General features: G+C 66.3%; 18 protein-coding genes. 9 read left to right on the top strand and 9 right to left on the bottom strand.

The window, feature by feature from the left end:
* Window positions 1-3: 3 nt before the first annotated feature.
* From glsA to JQT59_RS20570, 3 genes are all read left to right on the top strand, one after another.
* Window positions 4-1,824 (top strand): glutaminase A, encoded by a 1,821-nt coding sequence (gene glsA, locus JQT59_RS20580; RefSeq protein WP_213571782.1) that lies wholly within the window; start codon window positions 4-6, stop codon window positions 1,822-1,824.
* A 94-nt stretch (window positions 1,825-1,918) separates the two neighbouring features.
* Window positions 1,919-2,881, top strand: a complete 963-nt coding sequence (locus JQT59_RS20575) for an ATP-binding cassette domain-containing protein (RefSeq protein WP_213571781.1) — start codon at window positions 1,919-1,921, stop codon at window positions 2,879-2,881.
* Complete coding sequence (locus JQT59_RS20570) at window positions 2,878-3,717, top strand: ABC transporter permease (protein ID WP_213571780.1); 840 nt, start codon at window positions 2,878-2,880, stop codon at window positions 3,715-3,717. Before JQT59_RS20575 ends, JQT59_RS20570 begins: the two co-directional genes overlap by 4 nt.
* 27 nt (window positions 3,718-3,744) lie before the next feature.
* On the opposite strand, the gene JQT59_RS20565 is transcribed toward JQT59_RS20570, so the two are convergent.
* From JQT59_RS20565 to JQT59_RS20555, 3 genes are all read right to left on the bottom strand, one after another.
* Complete coding sequence (locus JQT59_RS20565) at window positions 3,745-4,248, bottom strand: MarR family winged helix-turn-helix transcriptional regulator (protein ID WP_208961401.1); 504 nt, start codon at window positions 4,246-4,248, stop codon at window positions 3,745-3,747.
* 76 nt (window positions 4,249-4,324) lie between these two features.
* Window positions 4,325-5,581, bottom strand: a complete 1,257-nt coding sequence (locus JQT59_RS20560) for a class I SAM-dependent RNA methyltransferase (RefSeq protein WP_213577920.1) — start codon at window positions 5,579-5,581, stop codon at window positions 4,325-4,327.
* 29 nt (window positions 5,582-5,610) lie between these two features.
* Window positions 5,611-7,605, bottom strand: a complete 1,995-nt coding sequence (locus tag JQT59_RS20555; protein WP_213571779.1) for an APC family permease — start codon at window positions 7,603-7,605, stop codon at window positions 5,611-5,613.
* Window positions 7,606-7,768: 163 nt separating this feature from the next.
* Here JQT59_RS20555 and JQT59_RS20550 point away from each other — a divergent pair, with 163 nt between their 5' ends.
* Together JQT59_RS20550 and JQT59_RS20545 are read left to right on the top strand one after the other, a co-directional pair.
* Window positions 7,769-8,434 carry a potassium channel family protein gene (locus JQT59_RS20550; RefSeq protein WP_109330643.1) on the top strand — a complete coding sequence of 222 codons (666 nt, stop codon included), beginning with the start codon at window positions 7,769-7,771 and terminating at the stop codon, window positions 8,432-8,434.
* A gap of 47 nt (window positions 8,435-8,481) precedes the next feature.
* The gene (locus JQT59_RS20545) at window positions 8,482-9,141 is read left to right on the top strand and encodes a potassium channel family protein (RefSeq protein ID WP_109330645.1); all 660 of its coding nucleotides are present in this window, start codon (window positions 8,482-8,484) and stop codon (window positions 9,139-9,141) included.
* Between the two features lie 38 nt (window positions 9,142-9,179).
* Here JQT59_RS20545 and JQT59_RS20540 read toward each other — a convergent pair whose 3' ends face one another.
* Window positions 9,180-9,887 (bottom strand): DUF3159 domain-containing protein, encoded by a 708-nt coding sequence (locus JQT59_RS20540; RefSeq protein WP_213571778.1) that lies wholly within the window; start codon window positions 9,885-9,887, stop codon window positions 9,180-9,182.
* A gap of 28 nt (window positions 9,888-9,915) precedes the next feature.
* Window positions 9,916-10,293: an OB-fold nucleic acid binding domain-containing protein gene (locus JQT59_RS20535; protein ID WP_109330649.1), complete on the bottom strand. Its 378-nt coding sequence runs from the start codon at window positions 10,291-10,293 to the stop codon at window positions 9,916-9,918.
* Between the two features lie 136 nt (window positions 10,294-10,429).
* Between JQT59_RS20535 and JQT59_RS20530 the strand changes: the two genes are divergently transcribed.
* On the top strand, window positions 10,430-11,143 hold the full coding sequence (locus tag JQT59_RS20530; RefSeq protein WP_213571777.1) for an alpha/beta fold hydrolase: 714 nt from the start codon (window positions 10,430-10,432) through the stop codon (window positions 11,141-11,143).
* Window positions 11,144-11,147: 4 nt separating this feature from the next.
* Here the strand turns inward: JQT59_RS20530 and JQT59_RS20525 are convergent, their stop codons facing one another.
* Both JQT59_RS20525 and dut read right to left on the bottom strand, forming a co-directional pair.
* The gene (locus tag JQT59_RS20525) at window positions 11,148-11,999 is read right to left on the bottom strand and encodes a DUF3710 domain-containing protein (protein WP_213571776.1); all 852 of its coding nucleotides are present in this window, start codon (window positions 11,997-11,999) and stop codon (window positions 11,148-11,150) included.
* Between the two features lie 2 nt (window positions 12,000-12,001).
* Window positions 12,002-12,523 (bottom strand): dUTP diphosphatase, encoded by a 522-nt coding sequence (dut, locus tag JQT59_RS20520; protein WP_213571775.1) that lies wholly within the window; start codon window positions 12,521-12,523, stop codon window positions 12,002-12,004.
* A 35-nt stretch (window positions 12,524-12,558) separates the two neighbouring features.
* Here dut and JQT59_RS20515 point away from each other — a divergent pair, with 35 nt between their 5' ends.
* Window positions 12,559-13,074, top strand: coding sequence for a DUF3093 domain-containing protein (locus JQT59_RS20515; protein ID WP_213571774.1), 516 nt, complete (start codon window positions 12,559-12,561; stop codon window positions 13,072-13,074).
* A 119-nt stretch (window positions 13,075-13,193) separates the two neighbouring features.
* Here JQT59_RS20515 and JQT59_RS20510 read toward each other — a convergent pair whose 3' ends face one another.
* On the bottom strand, window positions 13,194-13,496 hold the full coding sequence (locus tag JQT59_RS20510) for a DUF4193 domain-containing protein (protein ID WP_109330657.1): 303 nt from the start codon (window positions 13,494-13,496) through the stop codon (window positions 13,194-13,196).
* A 479-nt stretch (window positions 13,497-13,975) separates the two neighbouring features.
* Here JQT59_RS20510 and cei point away from each other — a divergent pair, with 479 nt between their 5' ends.
* Entirely contained in the window at window positions 13,976-14,665 is a 690-nt protein-coding gene (gene cei / locus JQT59_RS20505) for an envelope integrity protein Cei (RefSeq protein WP_213571773.1), read from the top strand.
* 11 nt (window positions 14,666-14,676) lie between these two features.
* Here the strand turns inward: cei and JQT59_RS20500 are convergent, their stop codons facing one another.
* Entirely contained in the window at window positions 14,677-15,576 is a 900-nt protein-coding gene (locus tag JQT59_RS20500; protein WP_109330661.1) for an inositol monophosphatase family protein, read from the bottom strand.
* Between the two features lie 154 nt (window positions 15,577-15,730).
* Between JQT59_RS20500 and ppgK the strand changes: the two genes are divergently transcribed.
* On the top strand, window positions 15,731-16,483 hold the full coding sequence (gene ppgK, locus JQT59_RS20495; protein ID WP_213571772.1) for a polyphosphate--glucose phosphotransferase: 753 nt from the start codon (window positions 15,731-15,733) through the stop codon (window positions 16,481-16,483).
* Window positions 16,484-16,487: the final 4 nt, after the last annotated feature.

Genomic DNA, 16,487 nt, shown 5'->3' with positions numbered 1-16,487 from the left:
CTCATGAGCACCGTCGTCGACGCGTTGATCGGGAAGATCTTCTCCGAGACCTCCAGCAACCGCGGCGGCGAGCTGGCCGATTACATTCCGGAGCTGGCGGCCGTGGCCCCCGACTCGTTCGGTATCTGCATCGCCACGGTCGACGGATACGTGTACGAGGTGGGCGACACGCGCCTGCCGTTCACCATCCAGTCGATTTCGAAACCGTTCACCTATGCCCTCGCGCTCGCCGACCGAGGCGCGGAGGCCGTCGCGGAGAAGATCGACGTCGAACCGTCGGGGGAACCCTTCAACGAGATCAGCCTCGACCCGACGACCGAGCGGCCGCGCAATCCGATGATCAACGCCGGTGCGATCACTGCTGCGTCGTTGGTGGCCGGCCCCGACGTGGACTCGCGATTCGAACGTATCCGCGAGGCCTACTCACGGTATGCGGGGCGAGAGCTCACCTTCAACGAGGCGGTGTACGCATCCGAGTCGCACACGGGCCACCGCAACCGCGCCATCGGGCACATGCTGCGCTCGTTCGACATCATCACGGGCGACCCCGACGAGGCGGTAGACCTCTACTTCCGGCAGTGCTCGATCGACGTGACCTGCCGGGACCTGAGCCTGATGGCGGCGACGATGGCCAACAACGGGGTCAATCCCGTCACGCACGACACGGTGCTCGCGCCGGTCCTGGTCGAGCGGGTGCTGAGTGTGATGTCCACTTGCGGCATGTACGACGGCGCCGGTAAGTGGCTCTACGAGGTGGGCCTGCCCGCCAAGAGCGGCGTCGGCGGCGGGATCGTGGCGGTTCTGCCGGGCCAGATCGGCATCGCCATCTACTCGCCGAGGCTCGATGCCCACGGCAACAGCGTCCGCGGAGTCGAGGCATGCAGGGCACTGTCGGCCGAACTCGAGTTGCATTTCCTTCACGTCACCCGGGCGGCACGCGCCGCGATCCGCGCCCGCTACTCCGTGTCGGATGCCCCGTCGCGCATGCGGCGCACTCCGGTCGAGCGGGCCACCCTCGACGATGTCGGCAAACGCAGCCGCATCTACGAACTGCACGGCGATCTGTTGTTCGCCGGCGCGGAGACCGCCGTCCGTGAGATCGGCGGCGTCGACGAGGACCTCGAGGTCGTGGTGGTCGACGTCCGGCGAGTCGACGATGTGAGCGGGGTGGCCTGCCGGATGATCGACACCCTGCGAGGCACGCTCGCCCAGCGCGGGTGCGCCGTGGCGTTCGTCGACCCCGGCGGATTGCTCGGCAACTCCCGCTCGGACCTCGCGGGAGACACCGGACGGGTATTCGCCGACCTCGACGCCGCCGTGCAGTGGTGTGAAGACGTTCTCCTCGATCGGCACTGCCGGTCGGCTCGCCAGCCGGCCTCCCTCGCTGTCAGCGAACATCCGGTCCTGTCCGCACTCGACCCCGAACAGCTCGATCGGCTCACCCGCGACCTCGAGATCCGAACCTTCGACCGCGGCGAGCACATCGTTCACCGAGGGGATTCCGCCTCCGGGCTCTTCCTCATTCTCTCGGGGAAGGTGAGCACCACGATCACCGATCAGTCGGGGTCGACGTACCGCATCATCACGTTGTCAGCCGGGATGAGTTTCGGTGAGATGCCGATGATGCTCGATTCCCGCTTCCTCAACGACGTCCGGGCCGACACCGCGGTGACCGTCGCGGTGCTGACTCCCGAGCGGTACGCCGACATGGCGTCGAAGGAACCCGCACTGAAAGTCGCGCTGCTCGAGCGACTGGCGTCGGGCGCCTACGAACAGCTCGACCTCATGCTGCGGTCGCTGTTGAGGCAAGGGAACGGCACCTGAGCGGCATACCGAAATCCGCTTGCCGGAATCGGGAAAATCGGACAGGCTCGGGGTCTCGGGATTCGACGACATTCGAATGCGAAGGCAGGGCGCAATGCTGACAGCCACGAAGCTGGCCATCGAGACGACGAGACTCGTCAAGACTTTCGGTTCCACCCGCGCCGTCGACGGACTCGACCTCTGCGTACCCCTCGGCGGCGTCTACGGCGTCCTGGGTCCCAACGGTGCCGGCAAGACCACCGCGATCCGCATGCTCGCCACGCTGCTGCCCCTCGACGGCGGATCGGCCACTGTACTCGGACACGACGTCGCCACCGAACCGGACGCCGTCCGCGGCAAGGTATCGCTGACGGGTCAATTCGCCTCGCTCGACGAGGATCTGACGGGGACCGAAAACCTCCTGCTGCTCGGCCGCCTCTTCGGTTACTCGCGCGCGGCAGCGCGATCGCGATGCGAGCGGCTGCTCGCGGCGTTCGGGCTCGAGGAGGCCGGAAATCGACAGGTGAAGAACTACTCGGGCGGGATGCGTCGCAAGCTCGACATCGCCGCGAGCATCATCGTCACACCCGAGATGATCTTCCTCGACGAACCCACCACCGGACTCGATCCCCGCAGCCGCAACCAAGTCTGGGACATCGTGCGCGCCCTCGTGGCCGGCGGGACGACAGTGCTGCTGACCACGCAGTACCTCGACGAGGCAGACCAGTTGGCCGACCGGGTGGCCGTGATCGATCACGGCAAGGTGATCGCGGAGGGCACCACCGGCGAACTCAAGGCGTCCGTCGGATCCGGGGCTCTGCATGTGCGCGTCACCGATGCGGACACCCGGCCGGCCGCAGCGAGGTTGCTCCGTGACGTACTCGGTGTCCCAGTGACCGAGGAGAACGACCCCGTGGCGCTGACTGCCCGCATCGACGATCCGCGAAGGGTCGCGCAGGCACTCCCCGCCCTCCACGACGCCGGAATCGCCGTCAGCACCTTTGCATTGGGGCAGCCGAGCCTCGACGAAGTATTCCTTTCCCTGACCGGCCGACCCACCGAGGAGCCTGCGTCATGACCTCCACCGCCGACCGGACCACCGACACCACGAAGGCGGTCGCCGACGTCCTGAAGATGCCCGGACCGCGCCCTTCGCGTCCCACTGCGTGGTCGACCTCCCTGTCGTTCGGGTGGCGTGCATTGCTGAAGATCAAGCACGTTCCCGAACAACTCTTCGACGTCACCATGTTCCCGATCATGTTCACGTTGATGTTCACGTACCTATTCGGTGGGGCACTCGCCGGATCGACCGACGCCTACGTCCAGTTCCTGCTGCCCGGCATCCTCGTTCAAACCGTCGTCATGATCACCATGTACACCGGCCTGACGCTGAACAAGGACATCGAGAAGGGTGTCTTCGACCGCTTCCGTTCGCTTCCGATCTGGCGTCCGTCGCCCCTCGTCGGCGCCCTGCTCGGTGACGTGGTGCGCTACACGATCGCCTCGATCATCGTCCTGATCCTCGGTCTGATCCTGGGTTTCCGACCGGATGGCGGGATCGTCGGAGTCGCGGCGTCGATCGGACTGCTGTTGCTGTTTTCCTTCAGCCTGTCCTGGATCTGGACGATGTTCGCGATGCTCATGCGAACCGAGCAGGCGGTGATGGGGGTGTCGATGTTCATCCTGTTCCCGCTGACATTCGCCAGCAACATCTTCGTCGATCCCGCCACGATGCCCGGATGGCTCCAAGCGTTCGTGGGGGTCAATCCGATCAGCAAGCTGGTGACGGCCATTCGCGGACTGATGGCCGGATCGGTGCAGTCGGCTGACCTCGTCGTGGTCTTCGGCTGGTGCGCCGGTTTCATTGTCATCTTCGGACCCCTGACGATGCGCCTCTACAACCGGAAGTCCTAGTGCCCGGCACCGGCCGGAAGCGGGTGTCTAGTCCTTCTCGGTCCGGACCGGGCGCTGAGGCGGCGCAGCACTCTGCACGCGACCGTTTCGCTGTTGCACAGACGCGGTAAACGTCTCGTTGAGTTGCAGCAGCGACGTCACCGCGGCCGATGCCTGCTCCTGGGACCAGCCGTCCAACATGGCTCGCAGCCGTTCCGCGCGACGTTCGGTTGTCTCGCGGAGGACGTCGAATCCCTTGGGCGACACTTGGATACGCGACGCGCGTTTGTCGTGCGGGTCAGCCGTGCGCAGGACGTATCCCGCATCGACGAGTTCGGCGATCTGCCGGCTCAGGGACGACTGACTGACGCACAGGTCGGCGGCGAGCTCGTTCTGCCGGCACTCACCACGGGTGGACAGCACGAACAACACGCTCGTCAGAGCGGGCGCGATCACCGTCTCACCGCTCGTGAAGACGACTGCACGCAGGGAGCGCCCCAGTGCGAGTACCGCATCGGCGAGTGCCCGCGCTGTATCTGGCTGTACCGACATCCGATCCCCGTCCTAGTCCCGCTGTTGCAGGGAGAACTATACGGAGGTCGGGGTGCGGCACGCCGCTGCAGTCCGGTCACCGCGTGAGCAGGGCGATGCACTCCACGTGGTGAGTCAACGGGAATGCATCGAAGGCCCGGACGGTATCGAGCCGGTAGCCCTCACCGAGGTAGAGACCGACGTCCCGGGCGAAGGACGCCGGATCACATCCGACGTGCACGATGCGTTCGGCACCTGCCGACGACACCGCCGCGATCACGTCTCGCCCCGCGCCGGTGCGCGGCGGGTCGAGCACCACCACCCGGGGCGGCCTCGCGAGTTCGGACAGCGCACGTTCGACCCGCTCCGGATGGAAACGGACCTGCGGTAGATCCGCCAGTGCTGCTCTTCCGTCGGCGACAGCCTGCTTCGAGGACTCCACCGACTCCACGAGCCCCGCGCCTGCCAGTGCTGCCGCGAACACACCCACCCCTCCGTAGAGGTCCCACGCCGTATCACTCGCGGTCACACCGGCCCACTCCGCTACCACGGTCGAATACGTCTGCGCCGCTCCACGATGCGCCTGCCAGAAACCGGTGGCAGCCAGCGTCCATTCTCGGTGGTGTACCCCTTCCCGCGGGCGCCCAGACCCCTCGAACAGCCGCTCGATTCGCGGCGCCGCGACAGCCGCCCGTCGCGCTGCGGCACCCCGTCGACCGGGACTCGTGCGTCCCGTCTTCGACACCTTCGGGGGCGCGATCTCGACAACGTGGCGCTCTCCGGCACCGTCGAGAACGATCTGCACCTCACTGCCCGGCGTCCACTCGTGCTCGGCGATGCCGTCATACGCAGCACTCTCGATTTGCGGGCACTCGAGGTCGGTAACGATGCCCGAACTTCGATATCGGTGATATCCCGGCAGCCCGTTGCCATCGACAGCCAACCGCACACGGGTGCGCCAGCCGGTTCCGTCACCGGTGCCGGGCAGTTCCTCCACGTCCACGTTCCGGTCCACCCGCGCGAGCCGCAGCAGCTGCTCGGCCACGATCTGCGACTTCATCTGTCGCTGGAAGGCGACGCGGGCATGAGACATGTCACAGCACCCAGCGCCTCCCGGTCCCGATATCGGGCAGATCGACGCAATCCGCTCCGGCGATCCCTCGAGAATGTCGACGGCCTCCGCGCGGCAAAACGATCCGCCACGATCTTCGGTGACGATCGCGATGACCCGCTCCCCGGGCAGGCCATGACGCACGAACACCACCCGCCCCTCGTGCCGTGCGACGACGAATCCACCGTGCCCAGGATTGCCGAGGGTCAGCTCGAGGCGCCGGCCGGTCCAGTTCTCAGTCAACGCTGCCATCCGTCCAACACTGCCATTCGTCACTTCTCTTCGGGGTCGTACCCGCGCCGGGTGGCGCCGGCGGTGTACTCGACGCCGAGCGTCTTCGCCTTCTCCGACGAGTTCAGCTGCCAGGGAACGCTGGTCACCATCACACCTGGTTGGAACAACAGCCTGCTCTTCAGTCTCAGCGCGCTCTGGTTGTGCAGGATCTGCTCCCACCAGTGCCCGACGACATACTCGGGAATGAACACAGTGACGACGTCACGCGGAGCATCCTTGCGGACCCGCCGCACGTAGTCGAGGACCGGTTTGGTGATTTCACGGTAGGGCGATTCGATGACCTTCAGGGGCACCGCGATGTCGCTCTTCTCCCACTGCCGCACCAGCGCCCGCGTATCCGGTTCGTCGACGTTGACAGTGATCGCCTCGAGGGTGTCGGGGCGAGTGGCCCGGGCGTACGCGAGTGCTCGCATGGTCGGCATGTGAAGCTTGGACACCAGGACGATCGAGTGGGTCCGGCTCGGCAGCACACCGTCCCATTCCTGCTCCTCGAGCTCGGCAGTGACACTGTCGTAATGCTTCCGGATCATCTTCATCACCACGAAGATGGCCACCATGGCGACGATGGCGATCCATGCCCCGGCCGCGAACTTGGTGATCAACACGATGATCAGGACCGCGCCGGTCATGGTGAGACCGATCGAGTTGATCACCCGCGAACGCTGCATCCGACGGCGTTGCCGCGGATCGGTCTCCGAGGCGAGATGCCGGGTCCAGTGCCGGATCATCCCGGTCTGGCTCAGGACGAACGAGACGAACACCCCGACGATGTAGAGCTGGATCAGCTTGGTCACCTCGGCGTCGAAGAGGACGACGAAGGCAATGGCCGCACCGGAGAGGAACAGGATGCCGTTGCTGAAGGCGAGCCGGTCACCACGGGTGTGGAGCTGCCGCGGCAGATACCTGTCCTGCGCCAGGATGGAACCCAGGACCGGGAACCCGTTGAATGCCGTGTTGGCCGCCAGCACGAGGATGAGCGCCGTGACGATGGCAATGAAGTAGAAGCCGATGGGAAATCCACCGAAGACCGTCTCGGCCACCTGAGCGATGAGCGTCTTCTGCTCGTAGCCGGTCGGCGCGCCGATCAACTGTGCAGCGGGATTGTGTGCGTAGACGATTCCGATCTTCTGCGCCAGGATGATGATGCCCATCAGGAGGACGATCGCGATCGTGCCCAGCAGGAGCAGCGTCGTGGCGGCGTTCCGGGACTTCGGTTTACGGAACGCGGGAACACCGTTGCTGATGGCCTCCACACCGGTGAGCGCCGCGCACCCCGAGGAGAACGCGCGCGCGATGAGGAAGGCGAAGGCGACGCCGTACAGGTGGGAGTCCTCTGCCGCGAGTTCGAACCCCGCAGATTCCGCCTGTAGGTCTTCGCCGAGAACGTAGATCCGGAACAGCCCCCAGGACAGCATCAGCACCATGCCGAAGATGAACGCATACGTCGGAATCGCGAACGTGGTACCTGATTCGCGGATGCCGCGAAGGTTGATCGCGGTGAGCAGGACGATGGCCGCCACGGCGAAGAGAACCTTGTGCTGAGCCACGAACGGCACGGCCGAGCCGATGTTGGACGCTGCCGATGAGATGGACACCGCGACGGTCAGCACGTAGTCGACCAGCAGCGCGCTGCCCACGGTGAGGCCGGCAGTGGGACCCAGATTGACCGTGGCGACCTCGTAGTCGCCGCCGCCCGACGGATAGGCGTGCACGTTCTGCCGATAGCTCGCCACCACCACCGCCATCACGGCGGCCACGGCAAGTCCGATCCACGGCGTGTACGCGTACGCGGAGATGCCTGCCACCGACAGCACCAGGAAGATTTCCTCAGGCGCGTACGCAACCGAGGACATCGCGTCGGACGCGAAGACCGGTAGTGCGATTCTTTTGGGAAGCAGCGTGTGCCCGAGCTTGTCGCTCCGGAAGGGTCTGCCGAGCAGTAGCCGCTTGGTGGCGGTCGAGAGCTTTGACACTGGCAAAGCGTAAGCCGTCGGCGAAGAAACTGGACCGTCGCCCACCGAAGTGTCCGGATTGCGATCTGTGTCTCGGTTGCTCTTTCGCCTGGGCACTGTACGGTTCGATTCGGTATGCACGTGCTCGGGACGTGACACCACAAGTCCATGAACGGAGTAACAGGTGTATGTGGTCATCATGGGATGCGGCCGAGTCGGCTCGTCCCTCGCCGGATCGCTGACCCGCATCGGACATGACGTCGCGGTCATCGACCGCGATCCGGCCGCATTTCTGCGACTCGATCCCGACTTTCCCGGACGCACGGTCGTCGGGATGGGCTTCGACCGCGACGTACTGGTGAAGTCCGGTATCGAACGGGCCGAGGCCTTCGCGGCCGTGTCTTCCGGCGACAACTCCAACATCATCTCGGCACGTGTGGCGCGGGAGACGTTCGGAGTCGAGCGCGTAGTCGCCCGCATCTACGACGCGAAGCGCGCCGCGGTCTACGAGCGGCTCGGAATCCCCACCGTGGCGACGGTCCCGTGGTCGACGGATCGTTTCCTGCACACCCTGACTCGTGACAGCCAGACGGCCAAATGGCGTGACCCCTCGGGAACCGTTGCCGTCACCGAGTTGTCGCTCCACGAGGACTGGATTGGCAGGCCGATCGCCGAACTCGAGGCCGCCACCTCGTCACGGGTGGCCTTCATCATCCGTTTCGGAACGGGCATCCTCCCCGACCGCAAGACGATCTTCCAGGCTGACGATCAGGTGTATATCGCGGCAGTGTCCGGAACCGTCGCCGAAGCCGTCGCTCTCGCGGGCAATCCCCCACCCTCGGAGAACTGAGTGCCAGTGAGAAATTTCACGATCGAACACCCGAACGGAAGCAGCCGATGAGAGTCGCAATCGCAGGCGCGGGTGCCGTAGGACGCTCCATCGCGCGGGAATTGGTGCGCAGCGAACACGACGTCATGCTGATCGAGCGCAAGCTCGAACACATCGAGCAGGAGTCCGTACCCGAGGCCACCTGGGTTCACGCCGACGCCTGTGAACTGAGCAGCCTCGAGGCCGCCACCCTGGAAACGTACGAAGTGGTGATCGCTGCCACCGGCGACGACAAGGCGAATCTCGTCCTCAGTCTCCTCGCCAAAACCGAGTTCGGGGTTCGCCGCGTCGTCGCCCGGGTCAACGACCCCCGCAACGAATGGCTGTTCGACGAGTCGTGGGGCGTCGACGTGGCGGTGTCGACGCCACGCATGCTGGCGTCACTCGTCGAGGAGGCGGTGTCGGTCGGCGACCTGGTTCGCCTCATGACCCTCCGTCAAGGGCAGGCCAACCTGGTCGAGGTCACGCTGCCCGACAACACCCCACTTGCAGGCAAAGCCGTGCGCAAGCTCCAGTTGCCGCGTGACGCAGCGCTGGTCACCATTCTTCGCGGTGGTCGAGTGATCGTGCCGCAGCCGGACGACCCGCTCGAGGGCGGCGACGAACTTCTCTTCGTCGCCGGAGTCGACGTCGAAGACGCTCTGCGGACCGCTGTCGGCCTCTCGTAGGCTCGCGGAGAAGCGGATGAGGCGGTCGGGGCGACCGCCTACGACGACCGTGGATCCTCGCGGGGTCCACCCGCCTCCGTGTCGTCGGTCGGCATGACCGCGCCCTCCGGATGATCGGTGGGCTCGGCCGCCTCCGTGGGTCGCGGCTCGACGATCCGATCGGCGCGCCGCACGGCCCAGATGGTCACCAGCAGCGCCAATCCGGCGAGCGGCCACCCCATCGCTATGCGGGCGACGGCGAGCCAGCCGGTCTGGTCGGAATCGTACAACTGTGACTGCACGAGGTACCGGGCACCGAAGACCAGCGCCCACGCCCCGGTCGCCACGTCATAGGCCCGCACGGCGCCCCGGTGGCGACGCCACAGATTCCCGTGGCCGTTCAGGAACCCCCAGATGATGCCGACGATCGGCCAGCGCACGAGGATCGAGCCGAGAAACACCGCAGCGTACGCGAGGCTGGTGTAGATCCCGAAGAGGAAGTAGCCCTTCGCATCACCGGTGCGATAGGCGATGAAGGCAGAAATTCCGACCCCGAAGAAGCCGGAGATGGCCGGTTGGACGGGACTGCGGCGAATGATGCGCCAGACGAGGATCGACGCGGCAACACCCAGGGCGGCCCAGATCGCCGGACCGAGACCCCATACTCCGTTGACCGGCACGAAGACGAGAATGGGCAGGGTGGAATAGATCAGTCCGCTGAACCCGCCGAGCTGCTCGAGAACGGACTGCTGCTTCGTTTCGGTCACTCGACGAGAGTGCCACACGAACCGGGACCTACGATTCGCCCCGCAACTCGTAATACGGGTTGAAGATCACCTTCTGGCCGTCGCGATCACCGACACGACCCCGGACCAACAGGGTTTTGCCGGGTTCGATCCCCGGAATTCGGCGTCGCCCGATCCAGACCAGCTTGACCTGTTCGGTGCCGTCGAAGAACTCCGCTTCGATGCTGGCGTTGCCGGACTTGGGACACGCCTCGACGCTGCGGAGCCGGCCCAGCATAGTTACTTCCTCGCCGCGGCTGCAGTCGCAGGCCCGCTGCGCGCCGGACGCCTGAGACGTCTCGGCCATTTCCTCGGCGTCCAGCTGATCGAGGTCTTCGGTGAGCCTGCGGGTGAGCCGACGAAAATATCCTGCCGTGGCGGGTGCCATTGCGCGCTCCTGGAGCATGTGCGGCGCGAGATCTTCGCGCCGCTCGTAGGGCTGTGTAATCGCCACTGTAGACCCAATGCTTCGCGGCAACCACACGACCGCAGTGGCATCGTGACGGACCAGGCAAGATCACCTCATGCCTTCGACATTCCGGCCACGCACGGCCGTGGTCCTGCCAGGAACGGGATCCGACGCGGACTTCGTCGCACGGGCCTTCACCGAGCCTCTTGCCCGGCGCGGAGTTCGCACACTGGCCGTCGACCCGGACCCCCGGAGAGTCGTCGGAAGCTACGTGGACGCACTGAACACCGCCGCCGCGGCCGGTGAACCGATTCTGGTCGGTGGAGTCTCCATCGGCGCCGCGGTTGCGCTGCAGTGGGCCGCGACCCACCACGAACACGCGGCAGGTGTGCTGGCGGCTCTCCCAGCCTGGACCGGAACGGCCGAGGATGCGCCAGCGGCTGCGAGCGCACGATTCACGGCGGCCCGACTACGCGCGGACGGCCTCGAACAGGTGACCGCCGAGATGGTCGCATCCAGTCCGCCCTGGCTCGGCCGCGAACTGGCGAAGTCGTGGCGGTCGCAGTGGCCGCATCTTCCGGCTGCCCTGGACGAGGCGTCGCGGTACCACGGTCCCGCCGAGGACGATTTGGAACGGATCGACGTGCCGGTAGGGATCGCCGCGGCCACCGACGACGCCGTTCACCCGATCGAGGTGGCCCGGACGTGGGCCGCTCTGCTACCGCACGCGGGCCTGTTGACCGTGTCACTCGACGACATCGGCGTGGACCCGGCCGTACTCGGATACGCGAGCCTGCGCGGGCTGGACTCGGTACTGCGCCGGCCCTGAGTGGTCAGCGGCCCAGCTGCTGCATCGCGGAGCCGGATTCGCCGCGCCGTTGTTGGGGCGAAGCCGGTGCCGGCTGCCCGTCCTGGGGTTGCGCGGGAGCCGTCGCGGGCTGCGCACCGGATTGCTGAGAAGCAGGCTGGGCAGCGGCTTGCTGCTGAGCCAGCTGCTGCTGGTGGGCCGCCGCGAGCTGCTGGGCGAGAGCCTGCGGCAGGACGACCGGGAGCGGGGTCCGGACCGGGTGCGGTTCGGTTCCCCGCTTGACCACGGTATCCCGCAAGATGGCCCGGGCTGTGGCGACGAGGTCGGAGTCGGCGGTGTTTCCGCCACTGGGACCGGCGACGACGCACCGCACCATCCACCGGTAACCGTCCACTCCGATGAAGCGCAGGTCTGCGTTGGGCGTCACGGCGAAGACCTCACGTCCCCACGGCCCGTTCTCGATGCTGACCGCCGCGTTGTCGCCCCTCAGGGACTCGGCGAGGTCGCCGGCCACTTCCCGCCACTGGCCGGGCGACTTGGGTGCGGCGTACGCCGCGACCGTGATCCGTCCGAGCTGGGTGACCAGATGAACAGCCTGCGGAGAACCGTCGGGCGCCATCTCGACCTGCAACTGAGCGCCCTGAGGCATCGGGACGAGCACCGACCCGAGATCGAGCCGGGTCCCCACCTCGCCCACCGTGAGGTCGGCGTCCGATTCGAGGTCGTCGGCGTCGTAGGGGCCGCCGTCCACATCGCCGATCGCGTCGTAGTCACCCTCGGCATCGTCGTAGTCGTCAGCGGGGATTGCCGCGTCGGCGTCGTCGAAGAAGCCGGGACGGTCCTCCTCGGATTCGTTCTTCTTGCGGCGTCCGAACATGATCACGCTCCTTCTCTGGCGTTGCCGACGAGGCTGGCATGGCCTCCGCTCGACCCGTGTCCGTCGGTGCCGCGAGTGGTGTCGTCGAGCGACTCCACCTCGACGAAGGACACCAACTCCACACGCTGCACCAGCAGCTGGGCGATGCGGTCGCCGCGGCGGATCTCGATCGGTGTCTCACGATCGTGGTTGATCAGGCAGACCTTGATCTCACCGCGGTACCCGGCGTCGATGGTGCCGGGCGTGTTGACCACCGACAGTCCCGACTTCGCGGCCAGACCGGACCGGGGGTGAATCAGCCCGACGGTGCCCAAGGGCAGCGCGATCGCGATTCCGGTACCGACGAGGGCGCGCTGACCCGGTTCGAGGGTGAGATCGGAAGTGCTGCACAGGTCGACACCGGCGTCGCCGTCGTGCGCGCGTCGCGGTACCGGAATGGCTGGATCCAACCGCTGGAGGCCAACGGGGGGAAGGGCTGCAGTTCCTGCGAGAGGAAGGCCGGGAGATAGGTCGCTCACGTGCACCGAGCCTACTCGTAGGCAGCGACTATCCTGGTGGCGTGTCAGAAACGTCCAGGCCCGAAGCCGCGCCCACCGACCACACCTCGCCGACGCTGTACTCGGAACGCCTCTGGGTACCCGTCTGGTGGTGGATCGCGGGCCTCTTCGTCGCCGGACTGCTGGCTGCAGAGGTACACATGGGTGCGCCCGGCCTTCGTGCCTGGTTGCCCTATGTCCTGCTACTTCCCCTCCCGATATGGGGAATGGTCTGGCTCAGCAGAACGAGAGTCGAACTCGTCGACGAGGCGGACGGCGTCCACCTCCGAGTCGGACAGGCTCACCTGCCGGTCGATGTCATCGCGCGGGTTGCCGAGGTTCCGGCCACCGCGAAGAGCGCAGCACTAGGACGGCAGCTCGACCCGGCCGCCTTCGTGCAGCACCGGGTGTGGGTGAAGACGATGGTGCTGATCGTCCTGGACGATCCCGAGGATCCGACTCCGTACTGGTTGATCAGCACCCGACGGCCGGCCGAATTGCTGGCCGCTCTCGATCGTGTGCGCCCCGAGGGACACTGAACCGGGTCCTGTACCGGCGGTACCGGCACGGTTCGCTCCGCAGACACAACGGCCGGATCAGTCCCCCGGCACATAAAACGGACGGTGGTATTCCACCGTCCGTCGCATGCGCTCGTACCTCAGGCTGCGCAGTCCCTGCACACGAGCACTCCACCTGCATCGGTGGCGAGGCGGCTGCGGTGGTGCACGAGGAAGCAGCTCGAACAGGTGAACTCGTCGGCCTGCTTGGGGATGACCCGCACCGAGAGTTCCTCGCCGGACAGGTCGGCGCCCGGAAGTTCGAACGATTCCGCGGTGTCGGATTCGTCTACGTCGACAACAGCCGACTGAGCCTCGTTGCGTCGCGCCTTGAGCTCCTCCAGCGAATCCTCCGAAACCTCGTCGGACTCCGTTCGCCGCGGTGCGTCGTAGTCAGTTGCCATGTCGTCTTCCCCTCATCTTCTTTCATGTATCCCGGCCTCGCGGGGCCCGTCGAACGAAAGTCGGTCGATCGTCCACACGAAAACCGCCTCGGCGCAGATCACACCCGCGGCGGCACAACGTCGCAGCGGCCGCCCACGTGCCCGGATCCAGCTCCCGGGGACATGATGTGCGCCTCACTTCGTCTCTTCTGTCCGCCCTCGTCGTACGTGCATTTAACGACTGGGGCCGCCAGACAGTAGCCGAAGGGAGTACAAAAGTCGTAACCGAATCAACGGATCGCGCAAATTGTCTGCTAATCGTCACCAACCCCACAGCAAGTTGTGACATTCGACAAAAGGGACGGGTACGGAGATATGACACTGGTGGGATCTAAGGTAGGTGCCGAACCTGCGCCACAACGTGTGGCCGGGCCCTGTATCGATGCGCTGTACGGGGTGGACGTATCCAGCGCTGTTCGTAGGAGAGGTCGAGGCACACTGTGGTTTCACTGATCACCGAAGGCAGTTCGCGCGACGAGAACGGTCGTCCGTTCCGGCGACGGCGAGCGTTGCCCATTCTCGTGGTGTTCGCGGTTCTCGCCCTACTCGGCGCGGTGGTGTGGGCGGGAATTCTGGGCGAGGACGAAAACCTCGCCACCACCGTGGATTGCAACGCTCCTGCGCCGGCGTCGCAACCGGCGGATCCGGGGGCCCCGCCGCAACAGACTCTCGGTGAAAAGGTAGACCCGTCGACGCTCCGGGACGTCGAGCCGGCCGCCCTGTCCGCCACCAAGGTGCGGGTGTTCAACGCGAACGGTGAGCACGGCCAGGCAGCCCAGGTCGCCGCCCAGCTGAGCGACTACGGCTTCGCGAGCGCACCCGACGTGCAAGCCGGCAACGACCCGATCTACCTCGACCAGAACATGCAGTGTCAGGGGCAGCTGCGGTTCGGTCCTCAGGGTCTCGCCGCCGCGAGCGCCGTCTGGCTGGTGGCGCCGTGCGCGGAACTGATCCAGGATGCACGCACCGACGACACCGTCGATCTCGCGCTCGGCACCTACTTCCGGAAGATCTCACCGAACACCGACGCCGAGGAGGTGTTGCGGTCCCTGAAGGATCCTCCTCCGGGAACGCAGCCCGCCCCACTCGACATCGACCTGCTGAAGGCCGCTCGCACCGCCCGCTGCTGATCCCGCGGCCGTTACTCCGGGATCGGCCGGTCGCACCCGACCTCCGCGAACAATGCGTCGAGGGCGTCGGCGATGCCGGGGGCGGCAGCGACGGTGATCTCCCCGTCGGCGCTGGAGGTGTGCGGTGACGGGACGCGTACGCGGGCGCCCGCCTCCGCGGCGATCAGCGATCCGGCGGCCCAGTCCCAGGGGCTCAACCCGTGTTCGAAGTGGGCATCCACCCGGCCCGCAGCGACCATGCACAGATCGAGCGCCGCTGAGCCGATGCGTCGGATGTCCCGCACGCGCGGCAGAATGTCGCCGATCAGTGCGCCCTGTACGGCGCGCCTGCCTGCGCCGTATCCGAATCCTGTGGCGAGCAGAGTCATCGACAGCTCGCGGACAGGGTTGCAGCGTAATTCGCTCACCCGGCCGTCCACATCAGTCATCGTGGCACCGCGGCCCGACGCGGCGGAGTAGGTCGACTGCGCCGCCACGTCGACGACCGCCCCGGCCACCGAGACCCCGTCGATCTGCGCCGCCACCGAGACGGCGTAGGCCGGTACGCCGTACAAGAAGTTCACCGTGCCATCGATCGGATCCACCACCCACCGCACGCCGTCGAGCGAATCCCCCTCTCCCCCACCTTCTTCCCCGAGGATCGCATCGTCCGGACGCCACTGCGCGAGGCGCTCCCGGATGACGAGTTCAGCTTCGGTGTCGACCACCGTCACAGGATCGGTCGGACTACTCTTCGACGCTACCGAGTCGCCGGAACCCAGTCGGCTCCCGACGATCCCGAAAACCTCGGGCCGCCGGGCGCGGACATGAGCTGCGGCCTCCTGCGCCACCGCCACGGCAACCTCGCGGAGATGCTGGGGATCGGGGGCGGTGTGGCCTCGGACAGTGTCTCGACTCTGGGGTGCGTGCACAGACCCATCGGATCACACTTCCCCTGCCTCCCACCACCGCTGGAGGCACGGTGGGGCCTCCGTGTCATCCACCCAACTCGGCACGACCCATTAGTGTGACGATCAGCAGGAGCGTTTCCGAGCACGCCACAGTCGACACGGAGGAGTACACGCGATGACCAGGACCGGGTTCGGCGTCGACGTCGGAGGCAGTGGCGTCAAGGGCGGTGTGGTGGACCTCGAGACCGGCAAGCTGGTCGGGGATCGCATCAAGATTCTCACTCCACAACCGTCCACGCCGGAGGCCGTCGCCGACACCGTCGCCGAAATCGTTCGTCAAGCGTCGTGGGACGGGCCGGTGGGGATCACCTTGCCGAGCGTCGTCACCGGCGGAGTCGCCCGGTCCGCGGCGAACATCGACAAGAAGTGGATCGGTACGGACGCCCGTGCACTGTTCAGCGAGGCGCTCGGCGGACGGAGCGTCACCGTCCTCAACGACGCCGACGCCGCCGGGATCGCCGAGGACGCCCTCGGCGCCGGCAGGGACGCCAAGGGCGTCATCATCCTCCTCACCTTCGGCACGGGTATCGGATCGGCGATCCTCCACAACGGCGTCCTGCTTCCCAACACCGAGTTCGGGCACATGGAAGTGGACGGAGAGGAAGCCGAGCATCGTGCGGCGTCCTCGGTCAAAGAGGACAAGGATCTCTCCTACAAGGAGTGGGCGGTGGAGGTGTCCCGGGTGCTCACCCGCTTCGAGGACCTCCTGTGGCCGGATCTGTTCATCGCCGGGGGCGGAATCAGCCGCAAACACGAGAAGTGGATTCCCCATCTCACCAACCGGACCACCGTCGTACCTGCTGCCCTCCTGAACTCGGCGGGCATCGTCGGCGCTGCTCTGGCGGTCGAAACGGGCATCGCTCCGTAACTGT

Source organism: Rhodococcus sp. USK13 (genome assembly GCF_018343855.1).
GTDB lineage: Bacteria > Actinomycetota > Actinomycetes > Mycobacteriales > Mycobacteriaceae > Rhodococcus_F > Rhodococcus_F oxybenzonivorans.
Note: the sequence above shows the minus strand (reverse complement) of the source record. Positions and strands in the feature narration are given on the sequence as shown.

What these genes read in the sequence shown, in the direction of transcription:
- glsA (WP_213571782.1), top strand. Translation starts at nt 4, where the DNA reads ATGAGCACCGTCGTCGACGCGTTGATCGGGAAGATCTTCTCCGAGACC.
- JQT59_RS20575 (WP_213571781.1), top strand. Translation starts at nt 1,919, where the DNA reads ATGCTGACAGCCACGAAGCTGGCCATCGAGACGACGAGACTCGTCAAG.
- JQT59_RS20570 (WP_213571780.1), top strand. Translation starts at nt 2,878, where the DNA reads ATGACCTCCACCGCCGACCGGACCACCGACACCACGAAGGCGGTCGCC.
- JQT59_RS20565 (WP_208961401.1), bottom strand. Translation starts at nt 4,248, where the DNA reads ATGTCGGTACAGCCAGATACAGCGCGGGCACTCGCCGATGCGGTACTC.
- JQT59_RS20545 (WP_109330645.1), top strand. Translation starts at nt 8,482, where the DNA reads ATGAGAGTCGCAATCGCAGGCGCGGGTGCCGTAGGACGCTCCATCGCG.
- JQT59_RS20535 (WP_109330649.1), bottom strand. Translation starts at nt 10,293, where the DNA reads ATGGCACCCGCCACGGCAGGATATTTTCGTCGGCTCACCCGCAGGCTC.
- JQT59_RS20530 (WP_213571777.1), top strand. Translation starts at nt 10,430, where the DNA reads ATGCCTTCGACATTCCGGCCACGCACGGCCGTGGTCCTGCCAGGAACG.
- JQT59_RS20525 (WP_213571776.1), bottom strand. Translation starts at nt 11,999, where the DNA reads ATGTTCGGACGCCGCAAGAAGAACGAATCCGAGGAGGACCGTCCCGGC.
- JQT59_RS20510 (WP_109330657.1), bottom strand. Translation starts at nt 13,496, where the DNA reads ATGGCAACTGACTACGACGCACCGCGGCGAACGGAGTCCGACGAGGTT.
- ppgK (WP_213571772.1), top strand. Translation starts at nt 15,731, where the DNA reads ATGACCAGGACCGGGTTCGGCGTCGACGTCGGAGGCAGTGGCGTCAAG.